Annotated in this window: 11 protein-coding genes and 1 pseudogene; 4 read left to right on the forward strand and 8 right to left on the reverse strand. The window is 64.7% G+C overall.

Annotated elements, in window-relative coordinates; translation table 11 throughout:
- Nucleotides 1-18 precede the first annotated feature (18 nt).
- Nucleotides 19-2,973, reverse strand: coding sequence for a LamG-like jellyroll fold domain-containing protein (locus HNR30_RS50560; protein ID WP_181616467.1), 2,955 nt, complete (start codon nt 2,971-2,973; stop codon nt 19-21).
- 216 nt (nt 2,974-3,189) lie between these two features.
- Here HNR30_RS50560 and HNR30_RS45540 point away from each other — a divergent pair, with 216 nt between their 5' ends.
- Entirely contained in the window at nt 3,190-3,522 is a 333-nt protein-coding gene (locus HNR30_RS45540) for a hypothetical protein (protein WP_181616468.1), read from the forward strand.
- On the opposite strand, the gene HNR30_RS45545 is transcribed toward HNR30_RS45540, so the two are convergent.
- Nucleotides 3,519-3,752: a hypothetical protein gene (locus tag HNR30_RS45545; RefSeq protein WP_181616469.1), complete on the reverse strand. Its 234-nt coding sequence runs from the start codon at nt 3,750-3,752 to the stop codon at nt 3,519-3,521. The genes HNR30_RS45540 and HNR30_RS45545 overlap by 4 nt on opposite strands.
- Before the next feature lie 353 nt (nt 3,753-4,105).
- On the opposite strand from HNR30_RS45545, the gene HNR30_RS45550 reads away from it, so the two are divergent.
- The 3 genes and pseudogenes from HNR30_RS45550 to HNR30_RS48900 form a co-directional block, all read left to right on the forward strand.
- Complete coding sequence (locus HNR30_RS45550) at nt 4,106-4,873, forward strand: hypothetical protein (protein ID WP_181616470.1); 768 nt, start codon at nt 4,106-4,108, stop codon at nt 4,871-4,873.
- Nucleotides 4,870-5,340: a Pycsar system effector family protein gene (locus HNR30_RS50825; RefSeq protein ID WP_486348564.1), complete on the forward strand. Its 471-nt coding sequence runs from the start codon at nt 4,870-4,872 to the stop codon at nt 5,338-5,340. The genes HNR30_RS45550 and HNR30_RS50825 overlap by 4 nt, the downstream gene beginning before the upstream one ends.
- 60 nt (nt 5,341-5,400) lie before the next feature.
- Nucleotides 5,401-5,505: pseudogene (locus HNR30_RS48900) on the forward strand (helix-turn-helix domain-containing protein); the annotation flags it as partial.
- A gap of 182 nt (nt 5,506-5,687) precedes the next feature.
- Here the strand turns inward: HNR30_RS48900 and HNR30_RS49820 are convergent.
- From HNR30_RS49820 to HNR30_RS45580, 6 genes are all read right to left on the reverse strand, one after another.
- Nucleotides 5,688-5,813, reverse strand: coding sequence for a hypothetical protein (locus HNR30_RS49820; RefSeq protein WP_281390017.1), 126 nt, complete (start codon nt 5,811-5,813; stop codon nt 5,688-5,690).
- A 16-nt stretch (nt 5,814-5,829) separates the two neighbouring features.
- Entirely contained in the window at nt 5,830-6,426 is a 597-nt protein-coding gene (locus HNR30_RS48905; protein WP_246380371.1) for a hypothetical protein, read from the reverse strand.
- Nucleotides 6,427-6,638: 212 nt separating this feature from the next.
- The gene (locus HNR30_RS45565) at nt 6,639-13,325 is read right to left on the reverse strand and encodes a fibronectin type III domain-containing protein (RefSeq protein ID WP_181616473.1); all 6,687 of its coding nucleotides are present in this window, start codon (nt 13,323-13,325) and stop codon (nt 6,639-6,641) included.
- Between the two features lie 1,089 nt (nt 13,326-14,414).
- A complete protein-coding gene (locus HNR30_RS45570) occupies nt 14,415-15,596 on the reverse strand; it encodes a site-specific integrase (protein WP_181616474.1) in 1,182 nt (393 codons plus the stop codon).
- Nucleotides 15,593-16,366: a TniB family NTP-binding protein gene (locus tag HNR30_RS45575; protein WP_181616475.1), complete on the reverse strand. Its 774-nt coding sequence runs from the start codon at nt 16,364-16,366 to the stop codon at nt 15,593-15,595. Before HNR30_RS45575 ends, HNR30_RS45570 begins: the two co-directional genes overlap by 4 nt.
- Nucleotides 16,367-16,375: 9 nt before the next feature.
- Nucleotides 16,376-16,759, reverse strand: coding sequence for an ATP-binding protein (locus tag HNR30_RS45580; protein ID WP_181616476.1), 384 nt, complete (start codon nt 16,757-16,759; stop codon nt 16,376-16,378).
- Nucleotides 16,760-16,887: the final 128 nt, after the last annotated feature.

The raw sequence follows: 16,887 nt of genomic DNA on the forward strand, positions 1-16,887 counted from the left end.
CCCTAGCCGCCGTCCGGGTTAGCTCTCATCGCCGAACGTCGCCCGGATAATGGCGTCGTCGGCGTGCAGATAGACCCGCACGTCGTCGATCGTGCCCACAAGATGGCGGGCCCAGGACGACGGTGTGTTCCGAGCGGTGCCCACCGTGAACGGTCCGCCGGCTGACCACGTCGGAGCAGTCATGACGCTCTCGACCGTGACCGGAGCGCTGATCACCTTGACCGGCGGCCCGCCCTCGACCAGCGGCGGATCGGCTGGAGTGTTGACATGCACGCTGATCATGCCGGTTCGCTGGTCGTAGCGGGCGGCCAGGAACGCCCAACGATTCAGCCATGTCCGGCCGCCTTCCAACGTGGCCGGCGTGGCCACCATGGTGAAGGTGTCGTCCTGGCCGTCAGCGGCGCGCAGCCGGAACGTCCACTTGCCGCCGATCCAGCCCAGTTCGAACATGCTGCCCGTCGCCCCTGCTTGGCTGACGGCGACCTGGTCGACAGATAGGTCGTCGAGTTTGACCCAGGCGGTCACCGCGAAACTGGCGTCGGTGCGGACCACCGGCTGGGTGGTGGCACCGTAGGCGGATCCGCTCAGGGCGACTGCCAGGTCACTCGGGTTGACACTCACCTTGTTGCCATCGCGACCCAGCACGGCCGAGCCTGTGAAGGTCAGCTGGCTATCCGGATCGGTGACTTCCGTGTTGCCGTCCAGACGACTCGCGTTTGCCGTCGAACCGGTCGGTTCGTTCAGCCGCCAGATCGCTACCGGTGCCGGACCAGCGACTTTGAAGTAGTAGCTCTGGAGTGGGCTGGAGTTTCCGGCCCGATCCAGGGTGCGCACCTTCAGCGATTGGCGGCCTGGCGTGGATGGGGTGAACGGCAGATTCGTGGGCCCTCCAGCCGTGACGGTCGTGAAGGCCTCGGCGCCGTCGTTGAACACATAGCCGTAGGTGACCACATCGCTCGTGCCTGCCGGATCGACGGCGAACACGCCTGGTTGCCACCCGCCCGCGGCCGGGTCGTAGCCGCTCACCAACTGGTCTGCGGGAAACTGCGTCGAGGTGATCACCGGAGGTGTGGCGGGGGCGAGACTGTCCAGGGTGAAGGCACACCAGCCGCTCCATGCGGAGGACAGGGAGGTGCCGGACTGCGTTGCCTTGGCCCGCCATCGATACTGCGTGCCGCCTGCCGTGTCGACTAGCTTGCCGGCCGGGATGGTGAGGGAGACGGCCCCCGGCTTGGCGGCGGCCGTGGTGCCGGTCCAGACCGCGGTACCGTCTTGCCGGGTTACCTCAAATGTGGCCGTCACCAGGTCGCCGGAGTCGATGTCGACCGTGGTCACGCCGAGCGTCGGGGTGGCGTCACCAATCCAGGTCGCATCCACCGTCGCGGTACACGTCTTCGCCGGGCTGATCAGCTTCAGCGCCGACGGCACATCCGGAGGATGGGTGTAGGTGACTTTCAGCCGCGGCAGCAACCCGAAGCCCTTGTAGTTGGCCGCCGTGTCGTAGTTCTCGGGACGCAGACGCAGGTTGATGTAGTCGTAGTCGTGATCGGCCGCGTACTGCACCAACTTGCCCAAATTCGACGCCGGGCTGCCGGAGTAGACGATGTCGTTGGAGGCGTCGACGTTGCCGCACTCCTTGAGCCCCTTGTCCCCGACGTTGGCCTTGCCGACCTGAGAGGAGCCGTCCCCGCCAGGGACAGGCCAGTACTTCGCCTCAGTGGGTTTCGCCGCGTCGTAGGCATCGTTCCAGGTGGTCCCGGAATTGAAGCCTGTGGAGGCGTGCAGGTAGATGTATCCGTAGCTGCAGTTCATCGCCCACTTGACGTCGAAGGTCATATCGACGTCCTGGACGATCACCCGCCGCGTCTGGTTACGCCACAGGGGGTCGGTATCCATCCGGATGAACGATTGGAAACCGCCGCCGACCTGCAATCCCCGCTCCCAGGACTCGCCAGGTGTTCCTTCGGGCTTCCAGTACGCCGTGGTCGGGTAGTCCCTGTTGATCGAGTGCCAGGCACTGTTGTTGGTGTCTCCGGACATGGGGTTGTCGCCCTCCTTCTGCCCGGTCCAGTAGGGATCGATCACCAGGGGAAAGGTCGTTTCCGGGCTGGTCAGCATGGCCGCGTCCGGCTGGATGGCGAGCTGGCCAGGAGCCACGTCCACCGACATGGGCACGATGGTGCTGTCCTGCGTGGCCTCAAGCGGGTCGGCGGCAGTACTGAAGGACTTGATCGTCGAGGACGCCGGCTGATCGGGCGAGGGAACCCTGGTTGGGCTGTCCCACATGACAGGCTGTGGAGCGCTGAAGATCGCCTTGCCTTCGGCGTCGATCGCTTCGAGCGCTTCGCCCGGTCGTTCGACCACCGTCACGCCCTCGCCCCGGACGCCGTATCGGATGGTGCGCAAGGCCGGGTTGGCGGCAGCCGCTGCGTTCTTCACCACCAAAAAGTGCGCGAAACCGCTGGGTTGGGCCTTGACCACGAGGTCCACGCCAGGCATGACCTCAGCAAACGTTGCCCGATCACCGTCCAGTGCCGGGGTAGGAAGAGGACCTGCCTGCCAGTCCAGATTCAGCCGGCTACCGGGGACGGCAAGGCTGGCCAGATTCTGGCTTCCTCCGCCGGAGAAGGCCATGTCCAGCGCTGCCACTTTGGGCCCGATCGTGCCGTCGTCGTTGCGTTGCAAGGTCAGGTCGATGTCCAGCCAGTGTCCGTCGCGCTGCACGCGAACATGCTGGTTGCTGGTTTCCAGCACGAAGGTTCCGTCCGGGCGTGCGCTGACGGTGCTGTATTCGGTCGTGAGTGAATCGACCACCACGTCTGAGCCGCTCTGACGGGCCTGCGAGGAGGCGACCGTCTCGTCGAGCAAGACAGGATCGGCGTCGAGGCTCGCCACGGCCAGCGCTGCAGGAACCGCTGGGAGAGTAGCCGCCGCGCAGACCGCGAGCGCCGTCAGGAAGGTACGCACACGCACAGAAACACCCCGAACGTAAAGCAAACGTAAAGTGCGCGTCGCAGAGTACACAGAAAACTCACAGGCATACAGAGCATCCGAAGAGATCAACAACGGGACGAACGGCGCTGCATGACTGATATTTGCGAGAGTCCTGAAGATCAAAACGCCTGCGGTGGTATCTATAACGTTTCGGCGACGACCGTCAGACGTAGCAAAAGCGGACTCCAGCCCAGAGTGGCTGACCATAAGGATCTTCAGGACTGGTTCGGCAAGCTCGCGCAGCAGCTGCCGGAAGACGGACCGCTGATCGCCGAGCGGGTGGCGGACCTCGCCATCCGTCAGCGTCACTTCGCCATGCTGAACACGCTGGCGACCGGATACCTGAACGGGACGGCGACCTTCGGCCTCGGGGTCGCCCTTCTCACGCGGGCGGCGATGAGCGACGAACTCGGCCGCGCCGCGCGCCGCACGCTCTACCAGTGGTCCCGGCAGTCCCCGCCACGGCACGCCGCCGTCGTGGCCATCTGCACCGGTCCGCTGGCCGAAGCGTCCCTCGCGTGGCGCTAACCCGGCTCAAGCACGTCGCGCTCACCGCCGACACCGACATCAGGAAGAACCTGGTGGACGGCATCACAGGCCTGGCGACGAACGTGCAACTCCGCCGAGAGCTCCTCGACGGACTCGTACGCTGGCTCGACCGATCGGAGCCGGATCCGCGACGAATCGTCGCAGCAGAAGCCCTCCTCAAGATCCTGCTGCTGCAGGACCCCGACGGCCGGCTCCTGCTCATCGAGCACGCCGACCGGGGATGGGAGCCGGCGCTGGCGGTGGCCTGGGAGTCACTGCTGCGAAGCCCCTCCCCGAGGCGGAGATACGATCGGGCGTCTCCCGCTGGCTGGAAGCGGCTGCCCTGGCAAAGGCGCCTCTTTCCACGGTGGTCACCGTGCTCGGCGCGGTGCCCAGTAACGCGATCGAGGAGAGCTTGCTGGTTCTCGCCGTCTTCAGCTGGGCACGCGAAACTTCGGACGAGGCGGAGGCCCCACGCAGCACGTCTTCCAGCAGGTCATCGACGCCGTCCTCGCGGGGAGCGGAACCTCGACCAGGGAGTCCATCGACCTCGCGCTCCAGATGGAGCAGGAGGCGCGGGCCGATGACTAGGGGCTTCCTGCAACGGCTGCTGGGAGTCAGAGCGAGTCATTCGAACGAGTACATCTACCGCGCCCGGCTCCCCAGCAAGCTCGAGGGCGCCTGCTTCGACGCGACCATCGAGGTCCACGGTCAGCTCGATCACCAACAGCCCGCTCAGGAGGCCCAGGTCTACCGTAAGTTGGAGAGCCATGCCCGTAGCGTCAGCGGCAAGCTGTCCGTTCTCGACCTGGACAGGGCCGCCGCCGAGATCACCATCGAGCTGAACCGCGAATCGGTCGTCGCCATGCCGGACCTGCACGTCCTGCTCGACCGGGTCCGGGTCCGGGCGCGGGTCAGCGCCAGTGCGAGCGCCGTGGCGACGGCACGATCGCTCCAGGAGGCTGTCCAGAAGACGACGCTCGCTCGGATGGAGTACCGGGAGCAGGCCCGGCGGCTCGGCTTCCTGCGAGATCACTTCTTGGCGAGCCCCGCCATGGCTCGCATGTGGTGGGTGGGCGAAGACCCCAGCCGCCTGGCCGATCTCGCCGCCAAGTCCACCAGCGGCAAGGCAGACCCCTTCGAAACGGCAGTGAGACTCCTTGGTGAGGCCGCCGATGCGGGTTCGGTCCGCAACGAGGTAGCCGCGATCACCGAAACCTTCATCCGAGGGCTGACCCCCGAGGCGAGAAAGTACCTCATCTCGCAACTCGCCCAGGTCTTTACCAATTACGAGCGGCCGGAACTGGCCGAGCGCTTGCTGTCCACCACCCGACTCAACGGGGCATCATGACCGGCGACCCGCCCGCCCACGCGGCCACGATCCTGGAACATGCGGGGGAAGAACTCAGCCGTGCCGACGTTAAGGCTGGAATCCTCCTGACGGTGAACGGCGTCGGCGTCGGCGCGGTGCTGAACAAGCTCGCCGATCTCGATATCACCGACCTGGAGGCCGCGGACGAGCGTGCCCGAATCGCTTCCAAGGGGCGATCGACTGGGTGCATTGGCGCTCGGGCACCGCCCAACTACTGCCCCGCCTGCTCAAAGGCAGGACCCGCGGCCCGGTCTTCCTCACCGACCGCAAGGCACCAGCTCGAGTCCCCACCCTCGATATTTGTCCCGCAACTGGCCGCGCCCGCCTGTCCTACCAGCGCGCCGGCGAACTCTTCGAGCGCGCCACCCGGGCTCTGGCCCACCCAGGCTTCGACGAAGCAGAGCTGTGCGCACCGGCCGGCCCAAAGCAGAGCTTTGGGTGTCTAATGCTGAAGGGGCGGTGCTGCAGCGATGGCTCGGCGGGCCGATTCCGCGCAAGTCCTGGCGATGTGCACCAAGATCGTGCTGGCCTGCGCGGACGGCACCGACAACAAGCAGATCGCCGAGCAGTTGCGGGTGCACCCGGACACAGTGTCCAAGTGGCGCCACCGGTTCCTGCGACTGCGGCTGGATGGACTGATCGAAGAGCCACGTCCCGGTCGTCCGCCATCGATCGGTTTGGAGAAGGTCGAGCGGGTTGTGGCGGCTGGTCACGCTTACCACCGGGCGAACGGCCGGGCATCTCGGCATGCTGGCGTTACCGCGGTACGTGCAGCGAGACGAGTTCGACGTCCTCACCCGCACTCCCACCAGGCCATGGCGGCCGAGCCGTCACCCAGATCATCGTCGATCGCGCCCACCGGCCCAGCGACCATCAGCTCCACGCCCTGGCCCACGCCGCAGCCAAGGCTCAACGCCACGCTCTGGCTGGTCTGCTCACGGCAGCTTTTTTCGAAGTCTGGCGAAAGAATGGTCGAGGAGGTCCTGAAACATCACAGGCACCGCGACTGTCTGTTCTTTGACTTCAGAGTCGGCGAATCTGACTTCCATGACGTATGGTCCATGTCGAAGACGAGCCATCCAGATCGTTGGTTCCGCGCCCTTTTCGGCAACTAGCCGGTAGGCGTCGACTTCACCGGCTCCTCGGACCTGCACCGGGCTGCGCTCCAATCGGACGCGCCACTCGTTCTGGTTATCGCTCATCGTAATGGTGGCGCATTCACTGGCTGGCGCGTGGGTCAATTCATCGAGAAGCTTTTCGGGGGCGTGGATTATGACTTGCGCGGCATACGTTCCGATGAATGGGGCGTCGCGAATATCGAGGAGGCTGGCCATGCCGATAAGGCCGGTACGCCCGGCCCGGCTGAGCGTCGTGCCACTCCACAGGCCTTTCGCCCACAGGTCGCACGATGGCTTATCCGTCGCTTGCGCGCCCAACTGCAGCGCTCCTCGATGAGTGACCAGGGGGTCGCCGAACTGGGCCACCATGAGCGGGAAGGGTTGTTGCTTGAGCGATTTGAAGCTGGTCAACAACGCTGACTGTATAAGTCGACCGCGACTCCCGTTTGGCCAGGCGTGCGGAGTTGGAGGCGGGGAGGCCGGCAGCGACATGTCGAAGGTGTGCTTACGGTCCTTGGGGGAGGCCATGACCGCTGGTAGCTGCTGGGGTTCGGGTGCACAGGCGGCCAAGACTGGACAGAGCAGCAGCGCGGTCGCTCCGACCAGCCCTGGAATGCGTGGAGATCTCACTGGCAGATAAATCCGTTTCCGTTTTGGGCACCGCACCCCACGGAAAAAACTCCGGGAATGTGCTGGAAGTTGCGTTGCTTCACCAATCCGTAGATCGATGAGCCTCCTCGGGTGAGGACGGGCGCGGTGATCGAGTCGGAGGCCTCGTTCGGTAGCGTGTAGCCGGGGCCGCCATGACCACGCCAGACGTGAGTAGCGCCGGCTGTGCCTTCCAACGTTTCCTGGTAGTAGGCCATGGCGGCCCCGTTGTAATTTAACAGAATGAGGTAACGGTCAGGGTTGGACGTTTCGTGAGGCATTTCCACGGCTACCTGGGAGCGGAGGATCGACGTTGCATCCGGTGGTGCTACAGCCAGGACTTTGCCATGGAATGTCGGCTCGTCGTCCAGGCCGTGTGACATGACCGCGACCGAGCCGCCGCCATCGGCGATGAAGGGATTGTACAAGATCTGCTCGGTGTCGCGAAATAGCTTCGTGCTGGATGAAGATTCGGCATCGTAGAGATAAATGCCGTTTTCTGTTGCGGTTTCGTCGCCGCTCTTCGCGTAGACAATCTTGCTGCCGTCGTCTGTCATGTCTGGGTCTGTGCAGTCTTCTCCGGCAGATTCGCACAAGTCGACGTCCTGAAGGTTGCCGCCTGATTCCAAGGCGGTCTGAATGTCGAAGCCTTCGGCGCTGGTGACAGCTCGACTGATCAACGACCGCGACCCATCAGTGGTGAGTGCATGGACACTGACCTGGCTCTCGATGGTCCTGCTGGTGCGTGTCGCGATGTTGTGGATCTGCGTGCGGAAATTCATGGAACCTTCGGTGATGTTGTAGGCGACCGAGGTGCCATCTCCGCTGGCGGTGTGGATGTGCCCGGCTGGAACCGGGGTGTTCCCATCCCTCCCTCTGGAGGCGACCACGATTTCCCCGGTGAGGAGGTCTTTGCGCATGGCGTAGACCAGGTCGCTCGACGGATCGTAGATCTCCTTCGGCGCAAGGTTACTCCGCGCGGTGGTGTTGAAGAAGATGTACCGGCCGTCGGCCGAAGCGGCCACGCTAGACCCGCCGGTCGTCATCTCTGTGTCGGGGATTCCGTTCGCGTCGGTCGCGAGATCGCGGCCGGTCAGGAATCCGAAGTTCACGTATGTCGGGGTGCCATAGACCTCGGCGGATGGCTCGCTGGGACCGAAGGCGTTGATGGCCTGCACCGTGATGATGTAGGGCTCTCCCGGGTTCAGTTCACCTATGAACGCCTGCAACTCTTGCGCGTCGCTGTAGACCGCGCGACGGCCCGAGCCTGGCAGTTGGAGCGGGCTCCTTAGCTCAGGTGTTGCCACGACGAGATACTTCGTGATCTTGCCAGCGCCACTCTTCTTCGGTGGCTGCCAGGTGACGAAAAGCCCTCGTGTGGTCGGTTTGACCGCTACGGCTTCCGGCGATCCGGGGACCTTGTCAACCGAGACGATCGCCTGTGCCTTAAGCTCTGGGTGCGTACCGTCGGCAGGCGCGATGGCTTGGACGGTGGCGATTCCTGGGCGTTCGGCGGTGAACTGGCCGGTTTGGTCGATCTTTCCCGCCGCGTTGAACGCGTCGGTGACGGACCATTGTGTGTTGAGTGCGGCGTCCGGATAGCGCACCGCCACGGCCTTGAGCGCGATCACGCCCCCAACGTGGGTGGAGGCCTTCTGCGGAGTAATTTTCATTCCGAAGAAGGGCCCGCCGGAATGAAAGGGTGTGTAGAAGACCTTGACCAGGTCGACCTTCTCCCAGAGTGTGCCGTCGCCTGGCACGAGGGGTCCGGTGTTGATCGCGACACCGGCCAGCAACCCGATCCGGATCTCCCACCATGGGTCCTGTGTAGTGTCGACCTTCAGTTCGGCATAAGGTCTGCCGGACAGCGCCGGACCGACCACACCGTAGATGAGGAAGGACAGATGGACCGGTACCGCGATGAGGACTGAGCCATCGCCGTAGGCGTTCGGCGCCTCTAGCATGTTCTCAGTCTTGGAGGGCTCCGGGGCTTGGCAGCCGTACGCGTTGGGGCCGCCGACCACGCATTCGATCGACGCCTCAAACTCGTGGCCGACGGCGAAACTGATGCCCGCGGATCCGGAGCTTTCCACTTCCAATCCCGCGCGGAATTCCGGGCAGATCGTGACGGGCAGGGTGCCGACGGGCAGGGTGACACATGCTGCGGTCACCTTGCCGAGGCGGATCGTCTTCTTCCACTCGACACTGGCGCCCCCCTTGACCCGCAGTTCCTCCTTGTTGGTGAAGGCAAGGCTCGCCTTCACCTCCCCGGTCTTAGGATCCGACTCCAGTTTCGGATCGAGGCCCACCTCGGCCTGCGCTTCGATCTTGCCGATCGGCCCTACCGAGCCTCCACCGAACTCCTGCGAGATCTCGATGACGAGGTTACCGTCCCGAATGCCGATCTCAGGGAGCCCCCGGGCCTGCCGGGCAGCCAGCTCACCCTGCGTTTTACCCTTGAGCAGCGGCTGCCTTAGCTCGATACCCGGCCGTGCTTCCAGCAGCGAGGTGTCTTCGCCGGAGGTGAGCGAAAGATCCATCGCCACCTTTCCCTCTGAGACCGCATCCCCCAACGATGCGCGTTCGGTCGAGATGCCTAGATAATCACCCATCTTCTCCACCTTGGTGACACGACCGAGGTATCCCGTCCTCACCTTGTCGATGGAGCCGAAGCTGATCAGGTCGCCCTGGACTAGGCCGAGGACTTGTTGGGTCGGCGTCTTGAAGACAAACATGCCGTCTGCTCTGGCTTCTTGGAGCGTAGCCAGCGACTGCGGGGTCAGGAGCTTGGGGGCCTGCTTGACGACGAGCTTCGGCTCGATTGGGCCGACCGGACGGCTGATCGTGCCGCTACCGGTGGCGTTGGCCGCCTGGACAGTGAAGGAGTAGCCCGTTGCCGGATCCAGCCCGTCGATTGCAAGGGTGCAGGTGACCGGCTGCCCCTCGCAGTCGGTAGCAGTGATCGTGCGTCCTCCTGGGGATATTGCCACCTCGTAGTCGATGACCTGGCTAGTGCCCGGATCGGAGGGAGGGGCCCAGGAGAGGCTAACGACCCCGTCTCTCAGCGGTGAGACCCTCAGGTCCGCCGGAGCCTCTGGCGCGCGAGCGGCCACCGGCGTTACGGGGCCGAGACGAGCAGCCGCGCTCATTCCAGCCTTGTTCTTCGCCCAGATGTCGAAGGTGTAGGCCGTGCCATTCTCAAGGTCATTGATGGCGATCACTGTGGTATCGGCCGGCACATCGACGCGGCGATTGCCTGGGTTGACCTCGACCTCGTATCCAGTGATCGGCGATCCGCCATCGGCGGGAGGAACCCATTGCAGGTCTACGCGCTGATTCAAAGGGGTGGCCAAGGTTCCGAGAGGCCGTAGCGGGACGATGGCCGGGGTGGGCGCGATCGGCTCGCTCGGTGGCGAAAGCTCGCCCACGCCGTTGGCGTTCACGGCCCGAATGGCAAAGCTGTATGGAATGCCGTTGGTCAGCCCGGTCAGGATTCGTTCTGACTCGTCGGAAGAAATCTCAACCACGGTCCCGCCCGGCTCGATCACCAATTCATAACCGGTCAGGCCCTGAGCTCCGCCCGCTGGCGCCGCCCAGGCCACCCGCATGGCCGAGTCCCTCGGGTAAACGTCCGTAATCGCCGGGATACCGGGGCGAATGGGTTCAGCAGGCACCACGGCATTGGAAGCCGGCGAAAAGACGGAGGCTCCGTCGGCGGTGAGTGCCGCTACGGTGAAGGTGGAAGACCTTCCGTTGAGTAGACCTCCAACTGCCGCCTCGTGAACATCGCGGGCCACGCGCGTGACATGTCCGTCCGGTTGTGAGGCGACCAGATAGGAGGTGATGTCGCCGGCGGCGGGCGGGCTCCAGCTCACCGAAGCCGCACGGTTCCCGGCCCCGGCAGTGACGCCTGTCGGCGGCTGCACAGGCAAAGTCGCCGCCCTATTGACAGCGAGGTGTTCCCAGGAAGACCAGGACGAGGCCGTTCCAGCTTTGACAGCTCGTGCGCGCCATTGAACCCTCCATCCGTCGGAGATCAGTCCTTCAGGGACGAAGACGGCTCCAGTCGTCCCGGCGAGGACGTCATTGGCAAAGCCCGACCAGATCCGCCCGGATCCCTGGGAGGGTGCGGTCTCGTCGTGGTTGATCTCGAACTCCACTCGCAGCAGCCCCCCGGACAGGTCGCTCGCATCGGCGAGCAGAGCTGGACTCAGAGACGGCGTCTCCCAGTGATCGGCGAATTTCTTGGAGGGAACGGGCTGCAGGTCACCGACCGACGGTTCAGGCTGGCGGATCTGCAGAACCTGCCAGGCCGCCCAGTCCGAGACGGCAGGGGCAGTGACGGTCGAGCCGGCACGTACACGCCAGCGGATCTTCCATCCATTCTGCAGCACGTCGGCCGGTACGGCCGCAGCCGCCGTCGCGCCCGAGGCCAGGTTGGCGACGGAGGCGGACCAGATCTGGCCGGTTCCTTGACCGGGCTCCGAAGGATCGTGTTCCACCTCGAACTCCGCCGTCAGCTGCCCCTCCTGAGGTCCGGTGACCTTGACGCTGAACTGAGGAGTGGGCGAGAAAACGACGATTGCATCACCGACCGCCTCGGAAGGGGCGACGGCACGGAAACCGGCGGATGGATCCACCAAGTCGATCTTTAGTTGCCGCCATTGGCTCCAGTCCGAGGCTGCCGAGCCAGCTGCTGCCCGCGCCCGCCAGCGGACAAGCCAGCCATCGCGCAATGTCGAGGCAACGACGGGGACGTTGGTCACGGTTCCGGATGCCACCGCCGTGGATTTCCCGGACCAGATGGTTCCTTGACCTTGTTCGGGCACGGAGGGATCGTGCTCGATCTCGAACTCGGCCGTCACCAGACGTTCGCCGATGTCGAAAACCCGACCCGAGAATGTCGGGGTGAGAGTCGCCGTCACCGGGAGCGGGTCCCCGTTCGTCACTGGCTGGACCTGGGTTTCGGAGAGCCAGGGTTCGGGATCTGTATCGATCTTGAGAAGTTGCCAGTCGCTCCATTCCGACTGCTCCTGGCCAGCCAATGCCCGGACTCGCCATCGGGTCAGCCAGCCGTCCGACAGAGTGCCTTGCGGAACGGCCAACGCAATCTCACCTGCTGAGGGGACTGGTGCGGAGGTGGCTGTCCAGATGAGCCCGGAACCCTGCGACGGCACCGAGGGATCATGCTCGAGTTGCACTTCAGCGGCGACCGGCCGCCCCGCCGGGTCGGAGACCCGGGTGAGCAACGAGGGGGTCAACGACCGGGAGATCGCGACACCGTCCTTGACGCCGCTGGGATCGACTCGGGTCCCCAGCACGCTGGGCTTCGGCGTAGTGCCACCGGAGAAGGTCACCACCAGGGTAGGAGGCTTGGCATCGGTGCCGGTCATCTCGCTGGCGTGGAAAACACGTGAATAGGACGCGGTGGCCGGCACTGTCACGGTGACCTGGAGGCCATGGTTGTCGGAACCGTCCGCCCACGCTTGCACGATCGGGGCGATCGGCCAGGTCAACGCCTTCGGCACGCTGTCGCTACACAGGCCTGGGCCGTCCGCCAGCGTAGCCGCGTCTTGAGCGGAGACCTGGGGCTGTGTCGCCCATGTAATGGTGGACGGATCCCATCCCGCGATCACCCGCGAGACAGTCACCGACCGGCCGGTCACACCACACCCGGTCGACCGAGAATTCCACATGTTCAACTGAGCGTCCGAGACCGTAACCCCGGCCAGGACGCCAGTGCCAAAGGTCAGATAAACGTTGGCGCGGAACGGGTCGCCCGCTCCGAAATACAGGCTCGCGGCCACGACTTCCGGGTCGCTGGGCTTAGTGCCGTTGGAACGGACCGTTATGTCGGAGGCGGCGGGGATGGTGAACGTCGGGTCGATGATGACCGGATAGACCGTCTTGGGATCCTCAAGGAAGGTCCGGCTGGGCTGAAGGGTGATCCGGGTGGTGTTCTCCGTCCGCCGCGTGAGCTTTGTCGGAAGCGGAACGATATCGCTGAGATGAGACTGCTTGTCACCCGCCCCCCCTGGCTTATGGTTCGCGTCATAGGCGACCGGCGGGGCGACACTCGCAAAAAGGGCGCCGTTGTCGTCTTCAACGCGGAAGGCGCCGCTCTTGGACTTACTTAGGTGCAGTCCGTGCGTTTCGGCGTCCACGCGAAACTCGACCGGGCCCTTGGGGCGCGTGTGGAGCACGACGTCATACCGGAAACCCGTGGAGAGCACTGTCACCACGAGGTCGGCACCGGCTCCTGCAGCGTCCGCGTAAGTCGCCGTATTCCCAGCGATCCGAGGCCGGTGCAGGGCTGTCGGCCAGCGGAGGGCGAGAGACTTACCGTTGTCGCCGCGCATGACTACGAAGGGGTCGATCCCTCCGGACGATAAGGTCACATCGGCCGCTACGGCTCGTGGAGTCAACCGGCCGTTCCGCTCGATCAGCCGGGGGTCGACCGCCTGCCATTTGCCCTCTCGCTGTACCCGAACCGGAGTAGAGCTGAGCTCGGCGGTAAAGGTCTTTCCGTCGGGATTGGCGAAAACCCGCGCGGTGGAGGTTGTCTCAAGAGGAACTTCGACTGCCTGCTTCTGAATGCCCGCCTGCGCGGCTGCGGCGGCGCGCGCGATCGCGCGAGCATGAGCGCTTGGCGCTTGCGCCTCCAACGTTTCGGTTACCTCGGTCGGTGGAGTTATTGACGCACTCGCAGGTGGAGCGGACGCTGCTGAGGCTTGCTGGGGAGCAAGTGACAGGGGTATCGCGACCATGAGCCCCAATAAGGCGACCAAGTGCCGAGCGATGCGCCGGGGGCGGCGCCGCAAGCGCATTCCGCGCATGGAAAAGAGAGCTTTCGGCCCCAGCTTCATCCCGACACCCTTCACAGAAGATCACACAAACGAAGAGAATGTACGTCAGCGTCAATTCGTGTGAAAGATATTGCCACCGTGCTTTTATGTGATCTTCAACACATAGTTAAACACTTCCTGACGCAGGTTGTATGAGGTAATGATGCTGGCGCCTACACTGGCATTCTTGGCGCGCTCAGCAGCCACCCACCGGGCTCGCGAGCTGCTGACGCACCCAGTAGCAACGCTCCCGCATCGACCGCATCGACCGCTTCGACCGCATCGGCACCTCGGCGAGCGCAGCCCCCCATCTATAGACAGCGGCGCGACCGGAGCACGTGGTCGGAGACCTACCGTGACCACATGATCCGAGCTAGGAACGTTCCTAGGCGAATACGTTCACCACAGCGCCGGAGTGCTCGGGCCATCCCCATCCGCCGCAGGACTGGCCGGGTCGCCAAGTGACCCTGTAAACGAATGCATGAGTTGGAAACTCCAGCCAGTTCGGACGACCGCTACCTGCCCGAGCAAGGCAAGCACTTCGATGAATGCCTGAATCTGCCTCGTACCAGTTGGCCCAGATGTGATCAAGGGCGTCGGGGACGCCCTTGTTGTAGATGCCTTGGGCTGCCTGACCCGGCGCGTAATCCCAGCGGCTCCAAGCCCAGTTGCCGGCTGCTGCTTCGCCCAGTGTCCGTCGAAGTAGATGCACCAGTTCTCGCTGGCGCACGCCGTGCCTACGGTGGCCTGTGCAGATGAGGCCGGACCTACCCGGGAGGCCGTGGCGACGACTCCCGCCGCCACTGCGGCCCACAGTCTTGCTCTCCGAAGCTGGAGCGTGTTCGCCGTCACTGTCAGCCAGAGACGGGCATGGGTAGCGGGAGAACCGTCGCCCTGGGTTTTCAGAGTTCATCCTTCTGCTCTGAGATCCGCCTCGTGTGCATGGGAGGAGTCCGCGCTGGCGACAGGCATGTGATCGGCAGGGTTCGTCGCATCGGCCGGTTCGCGGTGCACGCGGATGGGGATGGGTGTGGCCGCTGGGTGGGTGGGTGGGGTAGGTCCAAGGGTCAGGCGGGTGAGGCCGGGTAGTCCGCCCCGTGCCGCAAGCGACTTGACGATCAGGCCGATGCGCTGTGAGGTCAGTGGTGTGGCGGGGGAGGTTGGAGCGCCGGGGGGAGGAACGGTGCAGAACATTGGCGCCTCTGCACGCGTGTACGGCGGCGCGTTTTCCCGGTGGGCCCGCACACCGAGATAGGTGCGCAGGGGGAGCGCTACCGTGTCGGGTAGATCGATGAGCGTGCGGGCCGGGGACATCTCACCGGTCCACACGCTGACAGTGCCGCCGGTGTGCAGGCCGACCACGTCGGCGAACGAGATGTGGGCCAGGGTGGCGTCCGGCGCCGGAGTGTAGAACTGCGCCGCCACGATGGTGTAGTCGCGCCAGGCCGTTTCATCAGTGGCCTGCAGCTCGGCCGCTGCGCGTGCTATTTCGACGATGACCGCCCCGGCAGCTCGAGAAAGGGCGGCTTGGCGGGGCGTCGGTCGGTGGACAGGGGCGCGTACGCGCACGGTGGGAGCGCTGTGCCAGGCGCCGTGCTGGATCAGGAACTTATACCACGATCGGAGCGTGCGCAGATGGTTGCCGAGAACGAGGGCCGGTTGCGCGCGGTTGTCTCTCGCGGCGTGCAGGCAGTGGTCGAGCCAGCCTTCTACCCATCCTCCTTCTACTTCGAGGTCGTTGTAGGTCGGCATGCGGACGTAGTCGATCCACGACGCGAGAGTGGCCAGACAGTTGATGCGGGTATAGGGGCTGCGGGCCGCCAACCAGGCGATCGTCAGGTTCCGGCTGTCAGCAACCGGCGCGTTGCCGTTGGATGGCGTCACGGGCTCGCCGCTGGGCGCCGATGTGGCGCTGCGGTTTCGGGGGGAGGGGGCAGGGAGCTTGGCGAGAATGTGCTGGAACATCTGGGTGGCGGCCGGAGGCAGGTTGAGCGCGGCCGCTGAGTTGGTGATCTGGTCGATGGTCTGGCCGGTGGTTTGGCCGATGCTGGGCGTGGGCGGTGCTGCGAGCAGGTCGGTGCGAAGGATCATGCCGTCGTCTCCTCGCGGGTGGTGCCAGGAGCGTCTGGTGTGGCTGGGATGCCGGTACATCGTGGGTGCGAAGGCTGGCTGTGGCCGAGCGCGTACAGCAGGTCCGGGTGCGGGATAAGCGCGACCTGGTCACCCGGCTGACCGCAGGGTGACATGGCTGCTCCCTTGACAGCGAGGGCTTCCACGATGTGCCACGGGGCAGGCGGCAGGTCGGATGGAGAATGCCGGTGGGCGCGTAGAGCGACCGCGAGGAACAGCGTCTCATGCGGTTCGAGGTCGCTACCCCGGGTGTGAAGGGCCGACAGGCTGCTGTGAAGGTGTTCCGGTAGGTGCCGTTGCGGAGCAAGCGTCACGCGGCCGCCGGATCGCTTGAGTCGCAGCCCGATTGCGGCGGTACTGCGGTCGCCGACGGCCATGATGGTGGACAGGTGTGTCGGCGTCCACTCGAAGGCCTCCAGGATTGTCTGTTCCGCCCGGAAGTTGCCGTGGGCGCACCGCTGGTCGGCGTAGGTGATCAGGTTCGGGTCGGTACCGGCCCAAAGGGGATGGAAGCTCGGAATGACCTGCGGCACCTCAGCAGCCGACAGCCGGGTGTATTCCTGCCAGATCAGCACGCGGGAGGACAGCATGGGGTAGCGGCGCAGCACCCGGTAGCAATCGCCGCCCCCCACGAAGATCAACGCGAAGTTGGTGTTGAGGTCATCCCACAGGTGCCGCCACAGTTCGAAGCATTCATGGGACATCCATTGGGCTTCGTCGCACACCAACACGCGGAAGCGCTACCCGAGTGCCGCTTTGAGCAGCTGATCGTACTCCAGCGGGTGTTTGGGCGAGTTTCCGCTGAAGCCCAGCGCACGAAACAGATTGCCGCGGATGTCTCGTGGGGTGGGGTGGGAGCGGAACTCGATGTGTAGCGTTTCGATACTCAGCCGATGACGCAATCCGGCTTTCACCGCCAGCGTCTTACCGACGCCGGACTCGCCATGCAGGCACATCATGCCGCGCTGGCTGATGGTGATGTCCAGATTCTCTTTGGTTACCAGGACGGCATCGGTGGCGACCAGATTGGCGCCTTGTAAGCCGAGGAACTGGTAGTTGCCGCCGTCGGGCCGCTCCAGTATGAGATCGGTGTTCTGTTCATCGGGATAAGGGTCATCGTGCATGTGCGCTTCCTTCCGCCGGCGTCGGTGCCAGTTAGACGGTGACTCATTTGGCGAGTCGGCGGTAGCAGATGAGGGCCGCGGCGATGGCGACAAAAGCCGCGAAGTGAGAGGACAGGCGTTCATAGCGT

Source organism: Nonomuraea soli, assembly GCF_013761175.1.
In the GTDB taxonomy this organism is placed as follows: domain Bacteria; phylum Actinomycetota; class Actinomycetes; order Streptosporangiales; family Streptosporangiaceae; genus Nonomuraea; species Nonomuraea soli.